This window comes from Arthrobacter sp. AL05, assembly GCF_029960715.1.
In the GTDB taxonomy this organism is placed as follows: Bacteria; Actinomycetota; Actinomycetes; order Actinomycetales; family Micrococcaceae; genus Arthrobacter.
In genome coordinates, this window is the sequence record NZ_JASBRC010000002.1 from 200678 (window position 1) to 225686 (window position 25009).

General features: G+C 66.0%; 22 protein-coding genes and 2 pseudogenes. 10 read left to right on the forward strand and 14 right to left on the reverse strand.

Annotated features, from left to right (window positions below):
* Positions 1-176 precede the first annotated feature (176 nt).
* From QK287_RS03210 to sufU, 3 genes are all read left to right on the forward strand, one after another.
* Entirely contained in the window at positions 177-1229 is a 1053-nt protein-coding gene (locus tag QK287_RS03210) for a hypothetical protein (protein WP_282359210.1), read from the forward strand.
* Between the two features lie 175 nt (positions 1230-1404).
* A complete protein-coding gene (locus QK287_RS03215) occupies positions 1405-2703 on the forward strand; it encodes a SufS family cysteine desulfurase (protein WP_282359212.1) in 1299 nt (432 codons plus the stop codon).
* A 12-nt stretch (positions 2704-2715) separates the two neighbouring features.
* Positions 2716-3171 carry a Fe-S cluster assembly sulfur transfer protein SufU gene (gene sufU, locus QK287_RS03220; RefSeq protein ID WP_226773656.1) on the forward strand — a complete coding sequence of 152 codons (456 nt, stop codon included), beginning with the start codon at positions 2716-2718 and terminating at the stop codon, positions 3169-3171.
* A 5-nt stretch (positions 3172-3176) separates the two neighbouring features.
* Here the strand turns inward: sufU and QK287_RS03225 are convergent, their stop codons facing one another.
* From QK287_RS03225 to QK287_RS03245, 5 genes are all read right to left on the reverse strand, one after another.
* Entirely contained in the window at positions 3177-4490 is a 1314-nt protein-coding gene (locus tag QK287_RS03225; protein ID WP_226773655.1) for a UDP-glucose/GDP-mannose dehydrogenase family protein, read from the reverse strand.
* 176 nt (positions 4491-4666) lie between these two features.
* On the reverse strand, positions 4667-5146 hold the full coding sequence (locus QK287_RS03230) for a VanZ family protein (RefSeq protein WP_253033342.1): 480 nt from the start codon (positions 5144-5146) through the stop codon (positions 4667-4669).
* Positions 5147-5311: 165 nt separating this feature from the next.
* Positions 5312-5533 (reverse strand): hypothetical protein, encoded by a 222-nt coding sequence (locus QK287_RS03235; protein ID WP_282359217.1) that lies wholly within the window; start codon positions 5531-5533, stop codon positions 5312-5314.
* A gap of 3 nt (positions 5534-5536) precedes the next feature.
* The gene (locus QK287_RS03240) at positions 5537-6034 is read right to left on the reverse strand and encodes a DUF2505 domain-containing protein (protein ID WP_226773652.1); all 498 of its coding nucleotides are present in this window, start codon (positions 6032-6034) and stop codon (positions 5537-5539) included.
* 47 nt (positions 6035-6081) lie between these two features.
* Positions 6082-7617 (reverse strand): SDR family oxidoreductase, encoded by a 1536-nt coding sequence (locus QK287_RS03245; protein WP_282359219.1) that lies wholly within the window; start codon positions 7615-7617, stop codon positions 6082-6084.
* Positions 7618-7843: 226 nt separating this feature from the next.
* Between QK287_RS03245 and mfd the strand changes: the two genes are divergently transcribed.
* Both mfd and QK287_RS03255 read left to right on the forward strand, forming a co-directional pair.
* The gene (mfd, locus tag QK287_RS03250) at positions 7844-11527 is read left to right on the forward strand and encodes a transcription-repair coupling factor (RefSeq protein ID WP_282359221.1); all 3684 of its coding nucleotides are present in this window, start codon (positions 7844-7846) and stop codon (positions 11525-11527) included.
* A gap of 6 nt (positions 11528-11533) precedes the next feature.
* Complete coding sequence (locus QK287_RS03255) at positions 11534-12364, forward strand: metal-dependent hydrolase (RefSeq protein WP_282359223.1); 831 nt, start codon at positions 11534-11536, stop codon at positions 12362-12364.
* Positions 12365-12432: 68 nt separating this feature from the next.
* Here the strand turns inward: QK287_RS03255 and QK287_RS03260 are convergent, their stop codons facing one another.
* The 4 genes and pseudogenes from QK287_RS03260 to QK287_RS03275 form a co-directional block, all read right to left on the reverse strand.
* Positions 12433-12666, reverse strand: a complete 234-nt coding sequence (locus tag QK287_RS03260; protein ID WP_226773648.1) for a hypothetical protein — start codon at positions 12664-12666, stop codon at positions 12433-12435.
* 57 nt (positions 12667-12723) lie between these two features.
* A complete protein-coding gene (gene deoC, locus QK287_RS03265; protein WP_226773647.1) occupies positions 12724-13407 on the reverse strand; it encodes a deoxyribose-phosphate aldolase in 684 nt (227 codons plus the stop codon).
* A 167-nt stretch (positions 13408-13574) separates the two neighbouring features.
* Positions 13575-14435: an FAD-dependent oxidoreductase gene (locus QK287_RS03270; protein WP_226773646.1), complete on the reverse strand. Its 861-nt coding sequence runs from the start codon at positions 14433-14435 to the stop codon at positions 13575-13577.
* A gap of 149 nt (positions 14436-14584) precedes the next feature.
* A pseudogene (locus QK287_RS03275) lies at positions 14585-15073 on the reverse strand (winged helix-turn-helix domain-containing protein); the annotation flags it as partial.
* On the opposite strand from QK287_RS03275, the gene QK287_RS03280 reads away from it, so the two are divergent.
* Complete coding sequence (locus tag QK287_RS03280; RefSeq protein WP_309485670.1) at positions 15060-15350, forward strand: nitrite reductase (NAD(P)H) small subunit; 291 nt, start codon at positions 15060-15062, stop codon at positions 15348-15350. The pseudogene QK287_RS03275 and the gene QK287_RS03280 overlap by 14 nt on opposite strands.
* Positions 15351-15359: 9 nt before the next feature.
* On the opposite strand, the gene QK287_RS03285 is transcribed toward QK287_RS03280, so the two are convergent.
* Positions 15360-17105 carry a phospho-sugar mutase gene (locus QK287_RS03285; RefSeq protein WP_282359225.1) on the reverse strand — a complete coding sequence of 582 codons (1746 nt, stop codon included), beginning with the start codon at positions 17103-17105 and terminating at the stop codon, positions 15360-15362.
* A gap of 135 nt (positions 17106-17240) precedes the next feature.
* On the opposite strand from QK287_RS03285, the gene QK287_RS03290 reads away from it, so the two are divergent.
* The gene (locus QK287_RS03290) at positions 17241-17717 is read left to right on the forward strand and encodes an Rrf2 family transcriptional regulator (RefSeq protein ID WP_282359420.1); all 477 of its coding nucleotides are present in this window, start codon (positions 17241-17243) and stop codon (positions 17715-17717) included.
* Between the two features lie 4 nt (positions 17718-17721).
* On the opposite strand, the gene QK287_RS03295 is transcribed toward QK287_RS03290, so the two are convergent.
* Positions 17722-18540, reverse strand: a complete 819-nt coding sequence (locus QK287_RS03295; RefSeq protein WP_282359227.1) for a purine-nucleoside phosphorylase — start codon at positions 18538-18540, stop codon at positions 17722-17724.
* 117 nt (positions 18541-18657) lie between these two features.
* On the opposite strand from QK287_RS03295, the gene QK287_RS03300 reads away from it, so the two are divergent.
* Positions 18658-20073 (forward strand): NAD(P)H-quinone dehydrogenase, encoded by a 1416-nt coding sequence (locus tag QK287_RS03300; RefSeq protein ID WP_226773642.1) that lies wholly within the window; start codon positions 18658-18660, stop codon positions 20071-20073.
* Positions 20074-20084: 11 nt separating this feature from the next.
* Here QK287_RS03300 and QK287_RS03305 read toward each other — a convergent pair whose 3' ends face one another.
* Positions 20085-20777, reverse strand: a complete 693-nt coding sequence (locus QK287_RS03305) for a hypothetical protein (RefSeq protein ID WP_226773641.1) — start codon at positions 20775-20777, stop codon at positions 20085-20087.
* A gap of 211 nt (positions 20778-20988) precedes the next feature.
* Between QK287_RS03305 and QK287_RS03310 the strand changes: the two genes are divergently transcribed.
* Positions 20989-21837 (forward strand): hypothetical protein, encoded by an 849-nt coding sequence (locus QK287_RS03310; protein ID WP_282359231.1) that lies wholly within the window; start codon positions 20989-20991, stop codon positions 21835-21837.
* An 85-nt stretch (positions 21838-21922) separates the two neighbouring features.
* Here the strand turns inward: QK287_RS03310 and QK287_RS03315 are convergent.
* Positions 21923-22316 (reverse strand): annotated as a pseudogene (locus tag QK287_RS03315) (MFS transporter); the annotation flags it as partial.
* A gap of 254 nt (positions 22317-22570) precedes the next feature.
* Between QK287_RS03315 and QK287_RS03320 the strand changes: the two are divergent.
* On the forward strand, positions 22571-23983 hold the full coding sequence (locus tag QK287_RS03320; protein ID WP_226773639.1) for an MFS transporter: 1413 nt from the start codon (positions 22571-22573) through the stop codon (positions 23981-23983).
* 266 nt (positions 23984-24249) lie between these two features.
* Here QK287_RS03320 and QK287_RS03325 read toward each other — a convergent pair whose 3' ends face one another.
* The gene (locus tag QK287_RS03325; RefSeq protein WP_282359235.1) at positions 24250-24981 is read right to left on the reverse strand and encodes a glutamine amidotransferase; all 732 of its coding nucleotides are present in this window, start codon (positions 24979-24981) and stop codon (positions 24250-24252) included.
* Positions 24982-25009 lie beyond the last annotated feature (28 nt).

The following is a 25009-nucleotide window of genomic DNA, read 5'->3' on the forward strand; positions in this document are numbered from 1 at the left end:
GCGCAAAATTAAGTGACGCAGATCACCTTCCGATTGGCCGTACGGTCCGGCGCGTGTGTAACGTTCTGATCGTAAACACCCAACAATCAACATGCGGGTAGACGTCGCGGGAACACAAGTTCCTGCGACGTTGTGTTGTCGGCTTGGGGGCGGACGCATTCCGCAAGAGGTCATGAATGTCACACGAAACTTCACACAAGAGTACGAAAAACAACCTGAACGGCGTTCGGTCCGCCGTCTTCTCACGTAGTTCGTTCCTCAAAGGTCTCGCGGCATCTGCCGTAGCCGCCGCAGGTATGGGAGCCACCTCAGGTTCGGCGATGGCAGCCACGGCAGGTGCTCAAGCCGCCGCAACTGCCGGATCACGAAGCGTCTTTCGTCACCCCTTCAGCTCCACGTCATTCTGGAACACCGCACTGGGTTCCGCTGCCGTCTTTGAAAGCCCGTCAGCGGCCAAGACCAGCAGCCTGATGTCCGGCGGCTGCTACATCAACTGCGAGCAGTGGTCCATTCCCGTCGTCAACGCAACAACCAGCGATCCGACAGCGTCCGTGTCAACCAGCCCGACCTGGACGTGGAACTACCGTGTTCCCTCGAACGCCCAGGTAGCCATCGGCACTGACGGCCACTCGGTCATCACGCAGCCCGATGCCGCCACCGCCTACGAGAACTGGACAATGAAGCAGGTCTCCGCTACCGCTTGGAAGTCCGGTTTCCAGGTCAAGACGGACCTCAAGGGCGACGGCGGCACCAACGGGGTCCGGGCAGCAGGGGTCAGCGCACTCGGGGGTCTGATCCGGGCCCACGAGATCCAGGAACTGCGGATTCCGCACGCCTTGGCCATCGCGATTCCGCGTTCCAAGCTCAAGCTGGGTCCGGTCTGGCCGGCCAAACGCCAGGACGGCAACGCCAGCTCAACGTACAGCGGTCCGATCCCGATGGGTACCCTGTTCGGTATCCCCGGGAACGTCAATGTGGCCGCCCTTCCCCTCAGCCCTGAGGGCCGTGCGCTGGCCGAAGCCCTGCAGAACTTTGGGGCCTACGTCGTTGACGCGGCAGGTGGGACCGTGCTTTACGCCGAGCCTGCGGCGGCCGGCGCCGCCTTCAACCGCATGCGCAACGACTTTGCGGCCATCCGGCAGTACCTGCGTGTTGTGTCGAACAATTCGGCCACCGCTGTCGGCGGCGGCGGAACCCCCCGGGTACCGCAGGCTGCCCAGCTGCTCTAGCCAGGATCACCCGCGCTGATCGTCCGCTGCACGGCCCGGCTCCCGGGACGGGCTGCGCCGGTCTGTCCATTGTGATCACACGGAAGGGGACTGCCTGTCGGCGGTCCCCTTCCGTGCAATGATGGGCGTTGGCCCACTCGACCCGACCGGAGGAGGCAAGGTGTTACCTGTACCGATGTCACGGACCCAGGCGCTCCGGCTGCCAGCGCTCAACGACGACGAAGTGCTGCGCATCCGCAACGATTTCCCCATCCTTTCCCGCTCCGTTGGCGGGCGTCCGCTGGTGTATCTCGACTCCGGGGCGACATCCCAGAATCCGGTAAGCGTTATCGACGCCGAACGGGAATTCTACGAACAGCGCAACGCCGCAGTCCACCGCGGCGCCCACCAATTGGCCGTCGAAGCGACGGAGTCCTTTGAAGATTCACGGGAAACGCTGGCAGCCTTCGTGGGTGCAGCGGCCGTGGAGATCATCTGGACGGCCAACGCCACCGAGGGGCTGAACCTGCTCAGCTATTCCTTCCTCAACGCTTCCCTGCCGGGTGCGCCCAGCGAGGCGGCCGGGTTCGCGCTGGGCGCCGGTGACGAGATTGTGGTCACGGAAATGGAGCATCACGCGAACCTCATTCCGTGGCAGCAACTTGCCGCACGCACGGGCGCGGTCCTGCGGTTCATTCCGGTTGACGACGCGGGACACCTGGATATGGCAGCCGCAGCCGGAATCATCAATCCGGCTACCCGGCTGCTCGCCTTCAGCCACGCCTCCAACGTCCTTGGCACGATCAACCCGGTCAAAGACCTGGTGGCACTTGCCCGGGCCGCCGGTGCGCTGACTGTCCTGGACGCCTGCCAGTCGGCGCCGCATCTGCCCCTGGACGTCAAGGACCTGGACGTCGATTTCGCGGTTCTGTCCGGCCACAAGATGCTCGGGCCAACCGGAATCGGCGTGCTTTACGGCCGTGCGGAACTGCTCGACGCCCTTCCGCCGTTCCTTACCGGCGGCTCCATGATCACTACGGTCTCGATGGAGCGGGCCAGCTTCCTGCCTTCCCCGCAGCGCTTCGAAGCAGGAACGCAGAAGATCTCCCAGGCGATCGCGCTCGCTGCCGCAGCCAACTACCTCACTGAGACCGGGTTGGAGCGCATCCATGCGTGGGAGTCCCTGCTCGGGCAGCGCCTGGTGGAGGGCTTGACCGGCATCCCCGGTGTGCGGGTGCTTGGTCCGGCTCCGGGCGTGGAACGGATAGGCCTCGCGTCCTTCGACGTCGAAGGCGTCCACGCCCACGACGTTGGGCAGTTCCTCGACAGCCGCGGCATCGCGGTGCGGGTGGGCCACCACTGTGCGCAGCCCCTGCACCGCCGTTTGGGCGTAACAGCCACGACCCGGGCCAGTACTTACCTGTACAACACCACCTCGGAAGTGGACTTTTTGCTCGCCGCCGTCAGTGAAGTCCGCGCCTATTTCGGCGCATAAAGGAAGAGTCCCATGAGCCTTGAACAGCTCTACCAACAAATCATTCTTGAGCACGCGAAACTGCGTCACGGCAGCGGCCTCGGCTCGGCTGCGCTCCCGCCGGGGTCAACGTCGGGCCAGTCGCACCAACTCAACCCGGTGTGCGGGGACGAAATCACCGTGCGCCTGGCCCTTTCCCACGGCAAGGTAGAACAACTGCGCTGGGACGGCGCGGGCTGCTCCATTTCCATGGCTTCAGCCTCGGTGCTCACCGATCTTGCCGAAGGGATGGAAATCGAAGCATTCCGGGAGATGATCGGCAGTTTCCGGGACGTGCTCCGCTCGCGGGGAAAGCTCGCCGCTGATCCGGAAATTCTTGGCGACGCGGCGGCCTTTGAAGGAGTCTCCAAATATGCTGCGCGGGTCAAATGCGCGATGCTCTCCTGGGTTGCCGCGGAAGAGTCCCTGGCCCGGGCGCTGCCTGACTGAAGCGCCTACGGGCGGCCCATTCCGCGGTACGTCCACCCGGCAGCCCGCCATTTGGCGGGGTCCAGGACGTTCCGCCCGTCGAGTATCCGGCGCGAGGCAACCAGTGCGCCGGTCGTGTGCGGATCCAGGTCCCGGTATTCCTTCCATTCGGTGAGCAGCAGCACCGCGTCGGCATGCTGGAGGGTGGATTCAAGATCAGACTCCATTTGCAGTTCCGGGAACCGCTTGGCGGCATTCGACAACGCCTGGGGATCGGTCACGGTCACCACTGCGCCCTGGAGTTGCAGCTGCGCGGCGGCGCTCAGCGCCGGAGAATCCCGGACATCATCACTCTCCGGCTTGAACGCGGCACCGAGCACTGCGATGCGCTGGCCCATCAGGGTGCCGCCGCAAAGTTCGCGGGTGACTTCCACAACGCGGGTTCGGCGCCGCATGTTGATGGCGTCCACTTCGCGCAGGAACGTCAAGGCCTGGTCCGCTCCGAGTTCGCCGGCCCTGGCCATAAAGGCCCTGATGTCCTTTGGCAGGCAGCCTCCGCCGAAGCCGATGCCGGCGTTGAGGAACTTCCGGCCGATCCGGTCATCCAGGCCGATGGCATCGGCCAGCCGGGTAACATCGGCGCCGGCGGCCTCACACACCTCGGCCATGGCGTTGATAAATGAAATCTTGGTTGCCAGGAACGAGTTGGCGGCCGTCTTGACCAGCTCAGCCGTGGCAAAATCCGTTATCAGCCTCGGTGTTCCGGTGGAGAGCGCCGTCTCGTAGACGTGGTCCAGTACCCTGACGGCGGGGTGGTCTTCGTTGCCGTCCTCGACGCCGTAGACGAAGCGGTCCGGGCTCAGGGTATCTGATACGGCGTGGCCCTCACGGAGGAACTCCGGGTTCCACGCGAGATGTGCGTCCTTTTCCGCATCCTTGATGATTTCCGCCAGACGGGCAGCGGTCCCGACCGGGACGGTGGACTTCCCGGCCACCACATCGCCGGGGCTCAGCTGGCCCGCGAGCGAGTGTACGGCAGCATCGACGAACTTAAGGTCCGCGGCGTTCTCGCCGCGCTTTTGTGGCGTGCCGACGCAGATGAAGTGCACCTCGCAGCCGCGTGCCTCTTGTATATCCGTGGTGAACCGCAAGCGGCCCGACTGTGCAAGATCAACAAGGAGATCATCGAGTACCGGCTCATAAAACGGTGCCTTGCCTGCGGCCAGTGCGGAGATCTTTTTCTCGTCGAGATCGATTCCCACAACATCGTGCCCGAGCTTGGCCATACAGGCGGCATGGACGGCTCCCAGATAGCCGCAGCCGATAACGGAAATTCGCATTTGCAGATCCCTTTCATGAAGCAACGGAATTTACTCAGTTTTCCACAAAATTTGCCATTCCGAGACGTCACAGCCAACATTTCTTGACCTGTTCCCGAGCATTTAGGCGATTGTTGGAAAACCCTGGCTCCACGGTAATTCGCCGGCGTTCCGAAAGGGCGGGTTGGGGCCTCGGCTCAGGGGGCGGAGCGGTCCGGGCGCGCGCTGCCCCGATCGGGTTGCAGGGCAGGCAGACGGCGTGCGCCGGGACCGATTTTGTGCCAGAGCAGGTAGCTAAGGGCCCCGCCAAGGACTCCTCCGGCGGTGTTGGCGATGACATCGGAGAAGGTCGGGAATCTGGCCGGCAGGAAGAGGAACTGGCCGACTTCGATGGCCCCCGAGGTGATCAATGCGGCGGGCGCAGCGACCCACCAGTAACTGCGTCCGAGGATCCACACCAGCAGCACTCCCAACGGGACAAACAGCAGGATGTTGGCAACGCTCTCGGCAAGGTCGTAGTTGATCCACGGCGGCGCTCCCCAGCTGTGGAGCTTACGCAATACCCGCGCGAGGAGGCCCGCGGCCGGGGCATCGACCGGGGAGGGCCAGAATGCGATCAGGGCCAACACGGCGAGATAGGCCAACAGTTCCCGCTTGGCCAGCCGCTTGGATGGCATCGGCAATTCCCTTCGAGATCGAATCGATTCACAGAAAGTATGCCGCGTCCCACTGGGCCGCGTTCGCTGCGACGGTGCGCACAGCAGGTGGAACCATACTCTAGTCCTGAGCAGGCCGCGGCGGAATGTGCCGCCGTGTATACCGGACCGGATCGGGCCTTGCGCTCAGCCCAGCAGGCCGGCGATCCCGATGGCCGCCGTCGCCGCTCCGAAGATCAGCGAGATACTGACCAGGGCCACGTGCACGGTCAGGAACCGGGTGGCTTTGCCATTGCCGTCGTGGGCCCGCGGGTCCTTAAGGACCCGGCGCAGGAAGGGCGGCCAGACCACAAGGGACCAGATGCCGGCGACGAGCAGGACGACGGCGGGAAACCCCGTCAGCGCCATCGGCTAGTGGCTTTCGAGCCAGGCCCGGGCCTGGGTGGACTGGATGTTGAGTGCTTTTCCCACCATTGGCTCGGCCGCCTCGGCGATCTTGCCGCCCAGGAACGGAACCGAGGAGGTGACTGTTCCGTCCAGCTCGATCCGGGTGCCGCCGCCGTCGGCGACGAGCCGCTGCACGGCTTTAACGTCCAACGGCGCGCCGGAGACTTTCAAGGTGATGTTGCTCAACCGGGAGCCATCGGCCGCGGGGGCGTCCCAGGCCTCCAGTTGCGTCACCTTCAAGGTTTCGCCAACGAACTTCCGGGCAATATCCGGCATCCGGGTGGTCGGGATGGTCCGCACCGTAGTGGTGCTGAAGGCGCCGGCCGTGTCACCGTCCACGGTGAACGACTCAAGGGTGCCACCGACAAGTTCACTTGTGTGGCGCAGGAAGTCCTGGTTCACGAACACAGCTGTGACGCTCTCGACGCTGTGCGGAAGGGTGGTGGATGCGCTCAATGCCATTGGGGGTCCTCCATGGGGTGGAACTCGTCGTTTGGGCTCCAAACATCCTACGCGGTGTGACTTGCCGGCTTCGATTCCTCATCCTGGAGAGCCTTCGCCGCGGCCGTGATGTTTCGCGACATGGCAGGAAAGATCAGGCTGTGGAACGGCAGTACAGCGAGCCAGTACAGCCGCCCGCTGAGACCCTTCGGGAAGAAGATCGCCCGCTGCCGGTAACGGCTCCCGGTTCCCTCCGGCTCCACCGAGAGCTCCAGCCAGGCACGTCCCGGGACTCTCATTTCCGCCCGGAGCCGCAGGAGGCTGCCGCGTTCCACCCGCTCAGCCCGCCACCAGTCAACCGCTTCGCCTTCGGCCAGCAGGTGGGGGTGCCGGCGCCCGCGGCTGAGCCCGGCGCCGCCCGTGACGCTGTCGATCCAGCCCCGGACACTCCAGGCCAAGGGCATGGAGTACCAGCCGTTTTTACCGCCGATTCCCTCGATGATGGTCCAGACATGCTGTGGGGCCACGTCGCTGCTGAAGGTGCGGTCATCGAGGTACACGCGGTGGCCGGCCCAATCAGGGTCGCTGGGCAGCGGGTCCGCGTCGGCCCCGGCGTTGGACCATACGGTGGTCACCTGGCCGTCGCGTTCCCGTCCCAACGCCAGCGACACGGCTGAGCGGAAGTCGGTTAGGCCGCCGTCGGGCTGCGGGATGACGGCGTCGATGTCGTGTTCCCGGGAGACTGCGTCGTGTTGCAGCGATTCCACCAGCGGCAGCGACATCGACAACGGAATGGGTGTGGTCAACGCTACCCACATGCCGGCGAGCTTGGGCGCGGGAACCGGCAACGCCAGGACAAACCGCTTGGGCAGACCGGCTTCGGCGGCGTATTCCTGCATCATGCCCGCGTAGCTGAGGACCTGCCGGCAACCGATGTCGAAGGTCCGGTTGACCGGGCCCTTGAGCGAAGCCGCCCCGAGCAGGTAGTGCAGCACGTCGCGTACGGCGATCGCTTCGATTTTGTTGCGCACCCAGCTCGGGGCGGGCATCACCGGAAGCGCCTCGGACAGGTGGCGGATCATCTCGAAGGACGCCGAACCGGAGCCGATCACAACGCCTGCCTGAAAAACGACGGCGTCAACCGGACTGTCGAGGAAAACCTGGCCTACCGCCTCGCGGGACCTCATGTGGGTGGACAGCTCGACGTCGGAAGGGTGCAGGCCGCCGAGGTAGACGATCCGGTCCACGCCGGCCTCGACCGCGGCCTGCGCAGCGGTCCGGGCCATCGCTTTTTCTTTGGCTTCGAAACCCGCACCGCCGGCCATTGAGTGCACGAGGTAATAGAACACGTCGACGCCCTCCAGCGCAGCGCGCAGCGCAGCGCCGTCGTCAAGACTGCTTTGGATGACCTCGACGTCGGCCAGCCACGGCACGCCGGCGATTTTGGCCGGGGTCCGGACCAGGACCTTCACCCTGTGACCGGCTTCCAGCAGCCGGGGGACCAGCCGGCCGCCGATATAGCCGGTCGCACCGGTGACCAGCACCGTCTTCGCAGCGGTGATTGGCGCGGGTGTCTTCTGCTGGTTTTCGGGCATGCCGGTCATGCTGACTCCTTCTCGTCACTAAGCCATTCGGAGCGCCAGGCCGTTTGGACGGCCCGGTATTCAGCCAGCCTAGTCCGGGAGCCGGCACCGCTCTGTCCGGGCTGCCGCGACGGCTCGGTGCGGCGTGGTGTCCGGGCTGCGCGGTAGGCTGGAGGTACCCGGAATTCTCGCGAATTTCGGGTATTTGTGTTGCCTGCACCCCGTGATCCCTTCAGGAGCAACAGCTATGAGCCTCAACGGCCCCACTCTCACCGGTCTGCGCCGTGTCCTTGCCGAAGACCGGAACTACGCCCGCGTCCGCGCCGAAGCCGCCCGCGGTTTCGCGGACCGCAGCGAGGACTACCAGATCAGCGCCCCCGCCGGCCTGCGTTCCGCCCTGCTCGCGGAAATGGCCGACGGACTGGCCGCGGCAGGGACCAGCACCGAAACCCCGGCGGCCGGCAGAACCGATGGCGGCGGCCCCGCGCCCGTCGTCCTGGCGATCACCGCGACGGGCCGTGAAGCCGAGGACCTGACCGAGGCGCTGCGTGCCTTCCTTCCTGCCGACGCCGTCGCCGAGTTCCCCAGCTGGGAAACCCTCCCGCACGAACGGCTCTCGCCGCGCTCGGATACTGTGGGCCGGCGCCTGTCGGTACTGCGCCGGCTGGCACATCCCGAATCAACCACCGCCGGCACGCTGCGCGTGGTGGTGGCCCCGGTCCGCGCCGTGGTCCAGCCAATCGTGGCAGGCTTGGGCGAACTGGCCCCTGTCACCCTGAAGGTCGGACAGGAAGTCCCTTTCAGCGACGTCGTCAGGAACCTGGCCGACGCCGCCTACGCCCGGGTGGACATGGTGACCCGCCGCGGTGAGTTCGCCGTCCGCGGCGGGATGCTTGACGTTTTCCCGCCCACCGAGGACCATCCCATCCGGGTGGAGTTCTTCGGCGACGAAGTAGACCAAATGCGTTGGTTTGCCGTCGCCGACCAGCGCTCGCTCACCGCGCCCGGGGTGCACCACCCCACCGAACTGCACGCCCCGCCGTGCCGCGAGATTCTGATCACCCCCGCCGTGATGTCCCGCGCCGCGACGCTGAAATCGCAGCTCCCCGCCGCCGCTGACATGCTGGAAAAAATCGCCGGCGGCATCGCCGTCGAGGGTATGGAATCCCTGGCCCCGGTGCTCGTGGACGCCATGGTGCCGTTCCTGGACCAGCTCCCGGCCGGTTCCATGGCGGTGGTGATTGAGCCCGAGAAGGTCAGGACCCGCGCCCATGACCTTGCAGCCACGAATGAGGAATTCCTTGAGGCGGCATGGTCCACCGCATCCGACGGCGGGACCGCGCCGCTCGATTTGAGCGCCGCGGCGTCCGAGGCGCTGCACTCGGCCAGTTTCCGCTCGCTCACGGAAACCCGTACCGCTGCCCTGGCACACGAGGTGTCCTGGTGGTCGATCACCTCGCTGGCCACCGACGAGGAATTGTTGCCCGACGTCGATGTGCTGAACCTGCACGCCCGCGAACCCCGCGGCTACCAGGGCGACGTCGCCGAAATGATGGACTTCATTGGCTCCCGGGTGCGCGGGCAGTGGCGGATCGTTGTGGTCACTGAAGGCCCCGGCCCGGCCCAGCGGCTCGCGGAACTCTTCCACGACCACAACATTCCCTGCGCCCGGGTCGACGCCCTGGACGAGGACCCCCAGGCAGGGCTGATCGAGGTGACAACGGCCGCCGTCGGACGCGGTTTTGTCCTGGACCCGCTCAAGGTTGCGCTGCTGACCGAGGCCGACCTGCTGGGCCGGACGTCCGCGGGGTCCACCAAGGACATGCGCCGGATGCCGTCCAAGCGGCGGAATGCCGTCGATCCCCTGCAGTTGGTGGCCGGTGACTCCGTAGTCCACGAACAACACGGCATCGGCCGGTTTGTGGAGCTGATCCAGCGCAAGGTGGCCGGCGGCGGCGACGGGGTGCGCGAGTACCTGGTGCTCGAATACGCGCCGTCCAAGCGCGGCGCCCCGGGCGACCGGCTTTTTGTCCCCACTGACCAGCTTGACCAGGTCACCCGCTACGTCGGCGGGGACACCCCGGCGCTGAGCAAGATGGGCGGCGCTGACTGGGCAAGCACCAAGTCCAAGGCCCGCAAGGCGGTCAAGGAGATTGCCGGCGAGCTGATCCGGCTCTACTCGGCCCGGATGGCCTCCCGCGGGTACGCCTTCGGCGCGGACACCCCGTGGCAGCGCGAACTTGAGGAAGCGTTCCCGTATGTGGAGACCCCGGACCAGCTGACCACCATCAACGAGGTCAAGGCCGACATGGAGCGGGAGATCCCGATGGACCGGCTGATCTCCGGTGATGTTGGCTACGGCAAGACCGAGATAGCGGTGCGGGCGGCGTTTAAGGCCGTCCAGGACGGCAAGCAGGTGGCCGTACTGGTGCCGACGACGCTGCTTGCCCAGCAGCACTATGAAACGTTTACCGAGCGGTTCTCCGGCTTCCCGCTGGTGGTCAGGCCGTTGTCCCGTTTCCAGAGCGGCAAGGAAGCGAAGGAAACAGCCGAGGGCGTTAAAGTCGGTTCCGTGGACGTGGTGATTGGGACCCACCGGCTGCTCTCCAAGGACTTCGCGTTTAAGGACCTGGGCCTCGTGATCGTGGACGAGGAGCAGCGCTTCGGCGTCGAACACAAGGAGGCGCTCAAAAAGATGCGCACCAACGTGGACGTCCTGGCCATGAGCGCCACCCCGATTCCCCGGACCCTGGAGATGTCGTTGACGGGAATCCGCGAGACCTCGACGCTGGCCACCCCGCCGGAGGAACGCCACCCGGTCCTGACGTATGTCGGCCCGTACACGGACAAGCAGACGTCAGCAGCGATCCGCCGGGAGCTGATGCGCGAAGGCCAGGTGTTCCTGGTGCACAACCGGGTCTCCAGCATCGACCGCACCGCGGCGAAGATCCGCGAGCTTGTCCCGGAAGCCCGGGTGGAGGTGGCGCACGGGCAGATGTCCGAGAGCCGGCTGGAACAGATCATCGTGGACTTCTGGGAAAAACGCTTTGACGTGCTGGTCTGCACCACCATCATCGAGACCGGCCTGGACATCTCCAACGCCAACACGCTGATCGTGGACGGGGCGGACAAGTACGGGCTTTCGCAGCTGCACCAGCTGCGCGGACGGGTGGGCCGCGGCCGGGAACGGGCCTACGCATACTTCCTGTATCCCGTGGAAAAGCCGCTGGGCGAGGTGGCGCTGGAACGGCTCAAGGCAGTTGCCGCCCATAACGAGCTTGGCGCCGGCATGCAGCTGGCCATGAAGGACCTTGAGATCCGCGGGGCCGGTAACCTCCTGGGCGGGGAACAGTCCGGCCATATCCAGGGCGTTGGCTTCGACCTCTATATCCGCCTGGTCGGCGAGGCAGTCGCGGAATACCGCGGCGAGGCCGAGGAGAAAGCCGCGGAAATGAAGATCGAGCTGCCGGTCAATGCGCACCTGCCGCACGACTACGTGCCGGGCGAACGGCTGCGCCTCGAGGCGTACCGGAAGCTCGCCGGGGCGATCACCTACGTGGCGATAGATGAGGTGCTCGCCGAGCTTGTGGACCGCTACGGCGAATTGCCGCTGCCGGCGAAGAACCTGCTGGACGTTGCCCGCTTCCGGGTGGGGGCCCGCGAGGCCGGGCTGTCCGACGTGGCCCTGCAGGGCAATTTCATCAAGTTCTCCCCGGCTCAGCTGCCGGAGTCCAAACTCATGCGGCTCAGCCGGATGTACCCCGGAGCACAGTCCAAGCCGGCCCTGGACGCGGTGCTCATCCCGAAGCCGAAGACCGCCCGGATCGGCGGCCGGGACCTGCAGGACGCCGAGATCCTCGAATGGGCCAACGGCGTCATCCGAAACATCTTCTCCGACGCGCCACTAGCTGCCGCGCCGGCGGTGACGTAGCCGGTGATGGGAGGACACCACGCCGCGTCGGGAGCCGCGGCGTGGGTTGCCGTTGCGTCAACGGGCCCCTACGCGATGGGCTGGTATCCGCTGGATGCTACCGGGATCCTTATCGGCGGGATGGCGACGGCGGGAACAGCGCTTGTCTGCGACTGGGACCACCGCTCCAGCACCGTGGCGCACTCGCTGCCGCCGCTGTCGAACATAATCGCGGTCGGCATCGAGAACGTCTCCGGCGGGCACCGGCAGGGCACCCATTCGCTGCTCGGTGCGGCGTTTTTTGTACTGATCGCGGCGCTGGCCGGGCAAGTCCAGCTTCAGACGGACTGGGGCCTGCTGTCGGTGGGTGCCGGACTGCTGTGTATGTTTATGATCAATATCGCCGCGAAGGCGCTGAAGCTCTTCCCGAAGTACGGTTGGATCAGCAACTGGGTCTTCGCCCTCACGATGGCCGGGCTGGTGACCTGGTTCGCGCCGCACCAGTGGAGCTGGCTCCCGGTCTCGATGCTGACCGGCGTGCTGGTGCACATTGTCGGGGACATGATCACCACCGGGGGAGTGCCGCTGCTCTGGCCGATAGTGGTCAAACCGCCGAAGTTCCTGCGCAAACTGCCCCTGCTCAAGAACCTCTGGAAGGCCAACGGCGCGTTCTCCATCCCGCTGCTGGGCCGCGCCGGTTCACGCCGCGAATGGTTCATCCTGATCCCGGTCAGCGCCTATGCCATGATCGGGATGTTCGGCGCCGCGCTGGCCCTGGCCAGGGAGCACTGGCCCGCCGCGGCCGCGCTGGGCACCGGACTCACCAAGAGCCTGATCGCACTGCTTGCCGGGGCCTGACGGACACCTGGTTAAACGGCTGAAGCCCCGGAGATCCGGGGCTTCAGCCGTAAAAGTCCGGTGCAGCCTTAGTTTTCGCCGGCGGAGTCCGAGCGGCCAAGAATCGTCTGCGGGATCCAGAACGCCGCGGCGAACAGGACCAGGCAGGCGGCCATCGGCCACGGGTTGCCCAGCGTCAGGAAGTTCAGCGAGTACAGGGAACCGCCAAAGAGGACCATCATCAGGACAAACAAAATGATGGTGGAACCGAGGCTGTTCTCGTTCTGCGGCGTCTGCTGGGTCTTGGCGGTATTGCTGGACATTCGTTCGTTCCTCCTCGGCCCCGTAGGGCTCAAAACTGTGGCGGCTGCCGGAGCGGATCAGTACGCGGACGAACCCTGTTCACCGTTGACGATCGCGATTCCGGAGCTGGCGCCAATACGTGTTGCACCTGCAGCAATCATAGCCCGTGCATCGGCGAGCGAACGCACCCCGCCCGAGGCCTTGACTCCGAGGTCAGGGCCCACCGCGCGGCGCATCAGCGCGACGTCCGCAACGGTGGCGCCGCCACCGTTGAAGCCGGTGGAGGTCTTCACAAAATCGGCGCCGGCCTCGACGGCCGCTTCGCAGGCGAGCACCTTCTGGGCGTCGTCAAGCAGGGCGGTTTCGATGATGACCTTCAGGATCGCGCCGCCGTCATGCACTGCGGTGGCCACGGCCCGGATGTCATCGGCCAGGGCGCCCTTGTCGTTGGCCCGGGCCGCGGCAATGTTGATCACCATGTCGACTTCTTCGGCACCGTCCAGCACGGCGCCGCGGGCCTCAAAGGCCTTGACGTCGCTGGGGGTGGCACCGAGGGGGAAGCCGACGACTGAGCACGTGAGCACGTCTGTTCCCTTTAAGGCCTTTTTGACCGTCTTGACCCAGACCGGGTTGACGCACACAGACTTGAACCGATACTCGGCGGCCTCGGCACAGACCGAGAGGATCTCAGCTTCGCTGGCCTCCGGCTTGAGCAGGGTGTGGTCGATGTAGGAGGCAATGTTCGCGGCTTCGTCGCTCATGGTGGTCCCTTTCCTGGCGGGCCTGGGACTGGGATTTAGCCCCTGAGTTGTCCCTTCGGGGGCCTTGTGGGCCTGCAGACACCGCATTCTTCGTCGCTTCTCAGGTGTCCATCTTGCCACAACAGGACCGTCGCCCGCGGGCGTCCGCCCAGCCGGCCGGCAATGGTTCAGGCGGCCTCCGAGAGGAACTCCGGCAGGCCGTCCTGAAGCAGTTGCGAGGCGCACACGGAAGCGGCGGAGGAAGCGGCCACCAGCAGCCCCAAGCGCACGCCGTCGAACACTGCGGCGTCCCCGATGGCCCAGATTCCAGGCACGGACGTGCGGAAGTCGCGGCCGATGACGATGCCGCCGTGCCGTGCTGTGGTGAGCCCGGCACTGACCGCGAGGGCGTCACGGGCAATCGGTTCCTCGGCCAGAACCACCAGGTCCGCGGCCATCACGGAGCCGTCCTCGAACACAAGACCGCCGGCGGGGGGTGTGGAACCGGCAAGGTTGGGTACCACGGAGGCCGGACGCCGCGTGGTGCGGATGGGGCGGATACCACGGGCGCGCAACACAGCCTCGGCCTGACCCGCGGCGGTCCCGGTGCCAACCAGGATCCCCAGGGGCCTGCGGCCCAGGACGCGGGTGATATCCCTGACGGCCTCGCCCAGCCGGGCCGCGTCATCGATGGTGGCGTAGTTCAGGCACCGGCCCTCACCTGGGAGCGGGGCGCCGACGGGCGAGGACCCGGTCGCGATCACCAGGTGGTCGTAGTTGAATTCCAGGCCATCCGAGGTCGTGACGCAGCGGCTGTCCGGGTCGATGTAGCTCGCCGGCTGGCCAAGCCGCACGGAAACCTGCGGGAGGGCCGCGAGTTCCAGCAACTGCCCGGAAGCATCATCTCGATTGCTCAGCACTGTAATCCCGCCGGCGAACGGGGTCCGTGTGAGCTGGCGGACCAGGGCCTGCGCGGCGGGGCCGGCGCCGGCAATAACGATCCGGGGCCGGGCAGCTGACGGAGCAGGAACGGGGGAACTGGCGGACATGGTGAGGCCCTTTCGATGGCGGCCGGTGGTGTGGCCGGAGTCCTTGATGGTCCCCAGCCTAGGCGGGCGATCTTTCCGGGGTGTTTCACCGGTGTTGCCGGATTTTGGGGTTCCGTTTCCCAATGTTTACCAGCCGGTAATGGCGTGCGTCACACGCCGATCCGGTAGCCGCGCTTCACCACGGTTTCCACCAGCCGGCCATCGGGCAGGGCGGAGCGCAGTCTGCTGACGGTCATGTCCAGGGCGTGCACGGAACCGTGGAGTCCCAACAGCTCGGAGAGTGACTCGCGGGACAGCACAGCGCCGCCGGCGCCCAGCAGCGCCCGCAGCAGCAGCAGCTGGGCCGGAGTCAGCTCGACCGGACCACCATCGATCCGCAGGGAGCGGCCGCGGAGTTCCACCCGGCCCGAGACGGTATCCAGGCGGCGGACGTGGTTGAGGGCAAGGTGCTCCACCACGAGCCGGATCAGGGCGCCCAGCCGGAACCGGTCCGGGACCAGCGGCTGCAGCCCGGCATCGATCAGCGGCTGCGCCGTAATGGGACCGACCACTGCGGTGGCGACAGTGGTCTTCAGGCTCGCCACGAGTTCCCTGTAAACGCCCATCTCGTGCGCCGTGCTCCACATGGCATCCACGGCCTGGGGCGAGGCGGCGCTGATTGCCGGGCACCAGGTGGCATTGTTCCGCACGGCAACCGGCGAGGTGTTTGCGGTCGGCCACGAGGACCCAGCCACCGGGGCGCACGTGATGGCCCGCGGGATAACCGGCTCCCGCGGGATGCGCCACACGCTCGCTTCACCGCTGCACAAGGAGGTCTATGACCTCGCAACGGGGGAGTGCCTGGGCAAGCCGGGCCTTCGGCTCCCGACCTTCGGTACCCGGATTGTGGGCGGGTGCATTGAGGTCGAGCTGTAGCCCCGGAGGCTACAACCCGAGCGCCTCGCGGACATCTGCCAGCACGCCGTCAAGCGCGGCGCGTGCCTCGTGCCGCGCTGCGGGCAGCTCGGCGGCCGATCCGACGTTGCGGATGACCTCCAGGTAGCACTTGAGCTTCGGCTCTGTGCCGCTGGGGCGGATGATGATGCGGCTGAGGTCCTTCGTCAGGTACAGCAGGCCGTCGGTGGGCGGCAGCTGATCGCTGCCGTCCGCGAGGTCCGTGATGGATTCGACGGCGGAGCCGCCAAAGGATTCCGGCGGGCTGACGCGCAGCCGGTTCATCATGGCGTCCAGCAGGCCCAGGTCCGCGACCCGGATGCTGAGCTGGTCGCTCGCATGGAGCCCGTGCACCAGGTAAAGCTCATCGAGGGTGTCGAAGATGGTTTTGCCCTGCGCCTTGGCTGCCGCCGCGAATTCCGCGATCAGTACGGCCGCCGAGATCCCGTCTTTGTCGCGGACCAGGGCGGGGGCGACGCAGTAACCCAGCGCCTCTTCGTAGCCGTACAGCAGGCCGGGAACGCGGGCGATCCACTTGAAGCCGGTGAGGGTTTCCTCGTGGGCGTAGCCTGACGCAGCCGCGATCCGCGCCAGCAGCCGCGAGGACACGATCGAATTAGCGAAAACACCTGCCGTGGTTTCGGTGCCGCCGGCGGCTGCCAGCCGGGCCACGATGTGCGCGCCGAGCAGCGCGCCGACCTCGTCGCCGCGCAGCATCCGCCAGGATCCGGTATCGGGGTCCTTGGCAGCAACCGCGGCGCGGTCCGCGTCGGGGTCGTTGGCGATCACGATGTCCGCATCCTCCCGGGCCGCGGTCTCGAGGGCCAGGTCCAGGGCGCCCGGCTCTTCGGGGTTGGGGAAGTTCACGGTGGGGAAGTCCGGATCCGGCTCGGCCTGTTCGCTCACAACCGTGACGTTGGCAAAACCGGCTGCGTGCAGCACCGCGACGGCGGTTTTGCCGCCCACACCGTGCATCGGGGTCAGGACGATGTTGAGGTCGCGGGCCGGAAAGGCCGCCGGCATGGCCAGTGCCGCGGCGGCGGCCTCGTAGCCGGCAACGATGGAGTGATCCAGCACGGTCCATCCCGCCGTGGCCAGGGCGACGCCGGACAGCCCGCCGACCGCATCGATTTGGGCTGCGATCAGGGCGTCGTAGGGCGCCACGATCTGCGCGCCGCGGCCGCTCTCCTCGACGGCGTGCCGGCCGAGGTACACCTTGTAACCGTTGTCCTGCGGCGGGTTGTGGCTGGCGGTCACCATCACACCGCCGTCGCACTCCAGCGCCCGGACCGCGTAGGCGAGCAGCGGGGTGGGCAGGGCTGACGGCATCAGGAAGGTGTTAATGCCGGCAGCGACGAGGATTGCGGCGGTTTCTTCCGCGAAGACATCCGAGTTGTGCCGTGCGTCGTAGCCGACGACGGCGCGTGGCCGGGTGCCGGGGGCGGCGTGGGCGACCGTGCCGGTCAGGAAGGCCGCGAAGCCTGCTGCGGCGCGGCGGACCACCATGCGGTTCATCCGGTTCGGGCCGGGCCCGAGGGCCGCGCGTAGGCCGGCGGTGCCGAACTGCAAGGTTCCGCTGAAACTGTCCGCGAGCTCCTGGCGGGCCGACGCGGCGCCGTCGTCGGCGAGGCGGATCAGTTCGGTCAGGGTGGCGGCGGTGGCGGGATCAGGGTCCTGGGTGGCCCAAGCCCGGGCGTCGCTCAGCAGTCGGGCGAGTTCGGCATCAGAAGACGTCATAGCAACCAAACTAGCCGCATTAGCGGCGGATGCCTTCCCGACAAGCGAGAGTCCCCTGAAAGATCGATCACAACCGGCTGGTGCTCCGGGCCTTGACAGCTATTTTTCCGGACACGTAGCGTCTGGAACATGAAGATGGGCCGGGGGGTGGAATGGGCCGTTCACAGCTGCGTTAACATGGCTTGGACACCGGCCGGCGAGGCGGTTAACAGTGCCCGGTTGGCGGAGTATTACAGCCTTCCGGGTGCGTATCTGAACAAGCAGCTCCAGGCGCTGGTCCGGGCCGGTATCCTTGTTTCCGTTTCCGGCCCGCGCGGCGGGTTCCACCTGGCGCGCAGGCCGGAAAACGTTACAGTCCTCGATATCGTGCTTGCCCTGGAAGGTGCCGGTCCGGTGTTCCGTTGCGAAGGCATCATGGCAAGCGTCCCGGATGCCGACATGGAGCGCAACGTTGTCCGGACCTGCCTGATCTCCCAGACCATGCGCCAGGCCGAACTCGCCTGGCGGCAGGCCCTGGCGCGGCAGACCATAGCCGGGATAGCGGACTCGATGGATCGGCGTTTCCCGCAGGACAGGCGGAAGGCGCTGCGCTACCTTGCCGTGGGGAGCTGAGCCCTTAGAGCTTGGCGATGATCTCGGCGAGCAGTTTGGAGATCCGTGGTCCCGCTGCCTGTCCCGCTTCGAGGACTTCCCCGTGGCTCAGGGGCAACGGGCTGATGCCGGCGGCGAGATTGGTGACGAGCGAAATGCCGAACACCTCCATGCCCGCATGCCGGCCGGCGATGGCTTCCAGGGCGGTGGACATGCCCACCAGGTCCGCGCCGATCCGCTTGGCGTACTGCACTTCGGCCGGGGTTTCGTAGTGCGGGCCGGTGAACTGGGCATAGATGCCTTCGTCCAGCGTGGGGTCGACTTCGCGGGCCAGGCCACGGATCCGTGCGGAGTACAGGTCGGTGAGGTCCACGAACGTGGCCCCTTCGAGCGGTGAGGTGGCTGTGAGGTTGATGTGGTCGCTGATCAGCACGGGAGTGCCGGGCGTCCAGTCCTCGTTGAGGCCGCCGCAGCCGTTGGTCAGGACGAGGGTCTTGCAGCCGGCCGCGGCGGCGGTGCGCACCCCGTGGACGACGGCGCGGACGCCCTTGCCCTCGTAGTAGTGGGTGCGTGCGCCCAGGACCAGCGCGCGTTTGCCCTCCTTGGTCAGCACGGAGCGGATGGTGCCAACGTGGCCCACCACCGAGGGGGAGGAGAAGCCGGGGACTTCGTCGGCGGAGAGTGTCGCCGTGGTTTCGCCGATCAGTTCCGCGGCGTCGCCCCAACCCGAACCGAGCACCAGCGCGACGTCGTGGGCGTCGACGCCCGTCTCCTCGGCGATGTAGTCGGCGGCGGCGCGGGCGGCGTCGAAGGGGTCAGTGTTCAGGAATTCTGTTGTACTCACCCTCACAAGTTATCCTGCCGGCCGGGTACTGCCCAGCGCCGCGCGCTGTGTTGTGGGCTGTTCTGGGCGGGCGGGATTCTTGGTGGTGACGGTCCGGATGGTGGACAATGGCTGATTGTGACTACGCATCCCGATTTCAGCTCACCCCGTATCGCAATCCTGGGCGGAGGGCCCGGCGGCTACGAAGCAGCCATGGTTGCAGCGTCCCTGGGCGCACAGGTGACCATCATTGAACGTGCGGGGCTCGGCGGCTCAGCGGTGCTCACCGACGTTGTTCCGTCCAAGACCCTGATTGCGACGGCGGACCTGATGACCCGGGTCGGCGAGGCCGGTGAGCTCGGCGTCAAGTTCGACGTCGACGGCGGAGACTGCACCCCGACGATGCGCGCGGACCTCAAACACATCAATGACCGCTTGCTGCGGCTGGCCCGGCAGCAGTCCACCGACATCCAGCGCGGCCTGGAAAACCAGGGCGTCCGGATCATGCTGGGATCCGGCAAAATGCTGGACAACCACACCATCGAGGTTCTCACCGTCGACGGCACCGAGACCATCGAAGCGGACGCGATCCTGCTCGCCGTCGGGGCACACCCCAGGGAGTTGCCCACCGCCCGGCCGGACGGCGAGCGGATCCTGAATTGGGCGCAGATTTACAACATGGATGAGCTGCCCGAGGACCTGATTGTGGTGGGCTCCGGTGTCACCGGCGCCGAGTTCGCCTCCGCCTACAACGGGCTCGGGTCCAAAGTCACCCTGATTTCCAGCCGCGACCGGGTGCTGCCCGGCTCGGACACCGATGCCGCCGAGGTGCTGGAAGGCGTCTTCGAACGCCGCGGCGTCAAGGTCCTCTCCCAGGTCCGCGCAGAGTCCGTCGAGCGCACCGCGGACGGCGTTATCGTCACCCTCGGAGACGGCTCCCAGGTCACCGGCAGCCACTGCCTGGTCGCCGTCGGCTCCATCCCGAACACCGCAGGGATCGGCCTCGAGGAGGCGGGCGTCGCGCTCACCGGGAGCGGGCACATCAAGGTAGACGGCGTCTCCCGCACCACAGCGCCGAACATTTACGCCGCCGGCGACTGCACCGGTGTGCTGGCGCTCGCGTCCGTGGCCGCGATGCAGGGCCGGATTGCCATCGCGCACTTCCTGGGCGACAGTGTGGCCCCGCTCAAGCTGCACCAGGTGGCCTCCAACATCTTCACCTCGCCCGAGATCGCCAACGTGGGTGTGTCCGAGGCCGAGATTGAATCGGGCAAATACCAGGCCGACGTCGTGAAGCTCTCGCTGCGCAGCAACGCGCGCGCCAAGATGCGCAACCACCGGGACGGTTTTATCAAAATCTTCGCGCGCAAGGGTTCCGGCACCGTCATCGGCGGTGTTGTGGTGGGTCCGAACGCTTCCGAGCTGATTTTTGCGATCTCCCTCGCGGTCACCCAGAAAATGCACGTCGACGACGTCGCCAGCACCTTCACCGTCTACCCGTCGCTGAGCGGGTCGATCTCCGAAGCCGCCCGGCGCCTGCACGTCCACATGTAGTCTGCGGCGGCTCAGGAGCAGGCGTAAGGCGGGACCGTGTCCCCGGCACCGAAAGGCTGGAACCAGTGCTCGAAGCCCAGTTGGTCGGCGTCGTCCTCCAGGACGGCGAGGCCCTCTGAGTACAGCGCTGCACTGTCCGCGTCCGCCAGCAGGACTTCATCAACCTGTGCCCGCCAGTCGGCCGGGAGGTCGAGTTCGTAGATATCCTCGGTGATCTCCGCCTGGTCGAGCAGGCAGCGGACGGCGAGTTCGGCGGCAAGGCACCCGGGTGCGGTCCAGCCACGGACCAGTGAGGCTGTTACGTCGGCGGCGACGACGATGAACTTCTGGGTGAACTTAGCGTCGTAGCTGGACGCAAACTGTGGCGGCAGCGAGGACAGCACGGAGGTCCCGGCGATTTCGGACGCCGTGACGGACTGCAGCTGGCTCAGGTTACCCAGGTCGCGGAAGAGCTGGTCGATCAGGATGCTGGAGGAATTCCACAAGAGACCGGCGAGAAGTCGGGCCTGTTGCACTTGTTGCCCGCGGTCCTCTGGCCCGAGGGCTACCATTTCAGCCAAGTCTTCCGGGTCAAACTGGAGCCGCTGTTCCGGCGTCATGTCCGCCGGATGTGGGTCCAGGCCCAGCAATTCCAGGCTCAGCCCGGTCAGCTTGTCGGCGTCGGTCAGGAGTTCTTCGGTGATGTCGTCGTCGTCGGCGCTCATGGCCCCGATGCTACCGGGCTTCCGGCCGATGCCCGATTCCCGTGACGCGGAAGCCGATAACGGGCCGCGGCTGGCCTGATGCCGTCTGGACCCGGAACGAGGGCCGCTGACTGCCGGCGAACCGAACCCGAGGCCAGCGTTGAAGCCCTTCGGCATGCTGCTAATGTGACGTCGCCTCAATCGCATCATTCTTAATTTCCCGAGGGAAAATATGCTCGATTTTTCAAAAGCTTCGCCGCGCACGAAGTTCGGTTGGCGCCCGAGGGTCCTGTTTTGGGTCGTTGCGGTCGTTGTGTTCCTTCTGGCCCTTCTATTCGCCGCTGCAGGAGGCTTTGGTGCCGTCCTGATCCTCCTGGGCCTCATTGCCGTGGTGACCGGACTCTACGCGCTGTTGTTCAAGCGGCGATCGTGGGTAGGCATTCCGCACCGCAAGAGCGCACTGCTGGTTGCCGGCTCGGGAATTGCCCTTTTCATCGTCGGTGGCATTGTTGGCGGAGCGACGGCTTCGTCGACGGGCAACCAAAGCAGGTCTTCACTGGTTTCTCCGCAAGCATCCGCGAACGCGACGCCGACGCCGACGCCGACAGCCACGAATCCGGCGAAGTCGGCCTGCCTGACGGTCAACGAGACTAAAAGCTACAACGGCGATGTCTTTGTTTGCACGATGGGCGCGGATCAGCGTCTGGTGTGGTTGTCGGAAGCGGAGTCAAAGAAGATCGTTGCAAAGGCTGCCGCCGATAAGTTGGCAGCGGAGAAGGCTGCTGCGGACCAGTTGGCAGCGGAGAAGGCTGCTGCAGACAAGGCAGCGGCGGAGAAGGCTGCTGCAGACAAGGCAGCGGCTGACAAAGTTGCTGCCGACAAGGCAGCGGCGGATAAGGCTGCGGCAGACGCTGCCGCCCGACGGGCCCCCGCTCCCGCTCCTGCGGCTCCTCCGGTGGTCCCTGCAGTCCCCGCGGTACCCGCTCCGGTCGGGGGCACGATCATCTGCAAGGACGGTTACATCTGGCCCAGCGCCACGCGGCAGGGAGCATGCAGCAGGCACGGTGGCATCAGGAACTAAACCACAGCTGAAGTGCTGGACGGCATTCTGAATGAGAATGCCGGGGGTCTTTAGGCGCCCGGCATTCTCGTCTCCAAGTCAACTAGGCCAGGAGTGTGGTGGCGGTTGGGACGGCGAGCTGTGCGACGGCGGCGCCGAGGTTTCCGCCGCCGGCGTTTAGCCCCAGCGCCCAGCCCTTTTCGTGGGCCGGATGGAAGAAGGTGATATTGGCTATCGAGCTGGCGAAGTTGCCCCCCGCCGAAGCCGGCCAGCGCTGCCACGAAGAGCATGGTGCCGAAGGGGGTCTCCGGGTTGGAGACGCACAGGGCCAGGCCAGTTGAGGGGATGAGCAGCAGCAGGGCCGGGCCGATGGTCCAGTTGCGGCCGCCGAAGCGCGGACCATAAGGCATAGGGATCCCGGGGGTGGCGCCGACCAGGCTCGGCATGGAAATGAGCCAGATGATTTCCGAGGTGGTGAAGGTGAAGCCGGCCGCCGGCAGTAAGGTAAGCCGCGTTTCCGGGAGCCTCGCCGTTTGTTAACGTGCTGTGACGTTTGGCTATCGGCGCGTTTGTAACGGTGTTAGGGGTGGCGTGGGGCGTAGTGTGATGAGCACCACGTGAGACGAATCCCGGTGTCCAAATAGTGGAACACTTGTCCATTGGATGGACTGTTGGAACTATCATGTAATCCTACTTATCCCCATCCGGGCGGTCTCAATCATCACCGGTCCGGTCTTTATGAAAGCGCTACTACATGTCATCCACTGCCACTTCCGCAGAGCAGGGGTCCGCCAAGCCGGTGAACTCGCGCGGCCGCGTTATCGTCGCCAGCCTGATCGGGACCACCGTCGAGTTCTACGACTTCTACGTGTACGCCACCGCCGCCGTGCTCGTGTTCCCCAAACTGTTCTTCCCCGGTCAAAACGAGACCACCCAGCTGTTGAGCTCCTTCGCTGTCTTCGGCGTCGCGTTCGTTGCCCGGCCGCTCGGGTCCGTGATCTTTGGCCACTTCGGTGACAAGTTTGGCCGCAAGGGCACCCTGGTCGCCTCGCTGCTGACCATGGGTATCGCCACCTTCCTGATCGGCTGCCTGCCAACGGCGACCGTTCCCGGCTGGACCTTCTGGGCGCCTGCCCTGCTGGTTGTTATGCGCTTCGCCCAGGGGCTGGCCCTCGGCGGGGAATGGAGCGGCGCGGCGCTGCTGGCGACCGAGAACGCGCCGGTGAACAAGCGTGCCATCTACGGCACGTTCCCGCAGCTGGGTGCCCCGATCGGCTTTATCATCGCTAACGTGATCTTCCTGGTGTTCAGCTACACCCTGACGCCGGCCGCCTTCGAGGCGTGGGGCTGGCGCGTGCCGTTCCTGCTCAGCGCCGTGATGGTGATCATCGGCCTTTACGTCCGGCTCAAACTGATCGAAACCCCGGCGTTCACCAAGGTCCTGGAATCCAAAGAAGTTGCCAAGCTGCCGCTGGCCCGGGTCTTTAAGTCGAGCTGGCGCCAGCTGATTCTCGGGACGTTTATTATGCTCGCCACCTACGTGTTGTTCTACCTGATGACCACCTACACCTTGACCTACGGCACCCGCGCCTCCAGCCTTGAAACCGCCAAGGCCGCAGCCGAGAAGGCCGGCAAGCCGATGACGGAGGCCGCTGCAGCAGCGTTCGTCCCCGGCCTGGGCTACACCCGCAACGACTTCCTGTGGATGCTGATTGCCGGCGTCGTATTCTTCGGCATCTTCACACTGGTTTCCGGGCCGCTGGCCGAAAAGTACGGCCGCCGCAAGATGCTTATCGTCGTCACCGCCGGCATCTTCGTTTTCGGCCTGCTTTTTGTCCCGCTGTTCAGTGCCGGCTTCGTGGGCACCATGGCGCTGCTGATCATCGGCTTTTCGCTGATGGGGTTGACCTTCGGGCCGATGGGTGCGCTGCTGCCGGAGCTGTTCCCGACGAACGTGCGGTACACGGGCTCCGCCATCAGCTACAACTTCTCCAGCATCCTCGGTGCCGCGGTGGCCCCGTTCATCGCTGTCTGGTTGTGGGAATTGGCGAAGGGCAGCCCAGTGCTGGTCGGCATCTACCTTGCCGCCATGTCCGTGCTGACGCTGATCGCACTCTTCGTCAGCAAGGAAACCCGCGACCTGGAGTACACTAACAACGTCTCCTAATCCTCGATCCCAGGCCCGCTCCCTGGCCTGGTAGGGAGCGGAAATGCCCGGCGTGTTCACCGAACACGCCGGGCATTTCGGTGTCGCGGCGCTCCCGCAGGTCCGGTCGGGAAGGGCCCGGCGCTCCCGCAGGTCCGGTCGGGAAGGGGCCGACGCTCCCGCAGGTCCGGTCGGGAAGGGGCCGACGCTCCCGCAGGTCGATTCCGAGGATGCGGGAGGGTTGTTCGGATGGCGGCAGGATCTGCGGGAGGGTTGTTAGGGGCAGGCTAGCGGGAGTAGCGCTCCACGAAGTTTCGCAGGATCTGCATCGGTTCCGTGACGGTGGACCGCCTGACCTCCGCCAGCAGCGTTTCGGCCGAATCCGGCGGGAAGTACCCGGCATGGCGGTAGATATCGATCCGGGTCGCCAACCCGTCAACATCGAGCTCGGGGTGGAACTGGGTGGCGTACAGGTTGGTTTTAATCCGGAACATGTGCACCGGGCAGGTGGCGGAGCTGGCCAGAAGCACCGCGTGGGGAGGAAGGAGGGTGCAGGCTTCCTTGTGGCCGGTGAAGGCCGTGAAGCTCTCCGGCAGACCCCGCAGCAGGGGATCCACCAGGCCTTCCGCACTCAGCTTGATGCTCACACCGGCCAGCCCCTCGCCGTAAGTGCGGTCAATCACGGCGCCCTGGTGCCGGCCGAGCGTACCCACGCCGTAACAGGCACCGAGGAACGGGAAATCCAAAGGCACGATCCGGTCGAGCAGGGCCGCGAGTTCACGCTCCACCCGGTGCTGGACGTCGCTTTTTTGCCCGGCAGGATCACTGGAGGTGAACGGACTCCCTCCTACGATCACCCCCGAGTAATCGGACAGGTCCAGTGGGGGCAGCGGCGCGGCTTCCATCCGAATGCGCGTCAGCTGCGCGGGTTCGAGGCCGCCGTAGCGCAGGTAGGCTTCGTATTCATCCTCGGCGGCGGCGTCCTCGGCCCGGGACGCGAGGAGCAGGAAAGGTTTCACAGACCAAGTCTGCACGGGCGGAAGAGCG